The sequence below is a fragment of the Helicobacter sp. MIT 11-5569 genome (genome assembly GCF_000765695.2).
Lineage (GTDB): Bacteria > Campylobacterota > Campylobacteria > Campylobacterales > Helicobacteraceae > Helicobacter_D.
On record NZ_JRPB02000043.1, the window covers coordinates 1 to 589 of the forward strand.

Below are 589 nucleotides of genomic sequence, written 5' to 3' on the forward strand. Positions count from 1 at the left end.
TCTGCAATAATAAGAGCAAAGCCTCCTGTTTGATTTTTATCCCAAATTGAATAAAATTCTTTCTTTGTAGATTTATATTCTCCAAAGTTTGGGTCAAGAACTTTAATAAAATCTCCTTGATAATTAATAATCACTACAAAGTGTGGAAATCTAGGATCATCTTCTATTCTAACAAGTAGAGGATAAGAAGTTTGCTCTAAGATATGTCTTTGAAGTTGGAATCCTTTAGTGGTATATCCTAAAGCATTAGCTGTTCGTTGTAATTCTTTAAAGCTTAACATATCTGTCTTTTGATTTAAAAGGGATAATATATCTTGTTCTGTGTATTGCTTAAAGGCAAAAAGATTGATAAGTGTTGCTAAAGCAGAAGCTCCGCAAGATTCTTCAAATTGTTGTCTTATCACATTTTGATTATGAAGATCTTGGAGAGATTTAACACCAAAGGCAAAGCTTGAATAGATTAGACAAAATAAAAGAATAATAATGCGTAACATAGGAATCCTTATTTGCAATTCTTTAAGTCTTCCTATGGATTATATCTTTATTATTCTTGAAGATTCTTATTATTCTCTTTGGAATCTTTTAGTAA

Annotated in this window: 1 protein-coding gene; it reads right to left on the reverse strand. The window is 29.5% G+C overall.

Annotated features, from left to right (window positions below):
* Positions 1-494, reverse strand: a 494-nt coding sequence (locus LS70_RS09865; RefSeq protein WP_034291418.1) for a C39 family peptidase, incomplete at its 3' end; no start/stop codon positions are given.
* Positions 495-589: the final 95 nt, after the last annotated feature.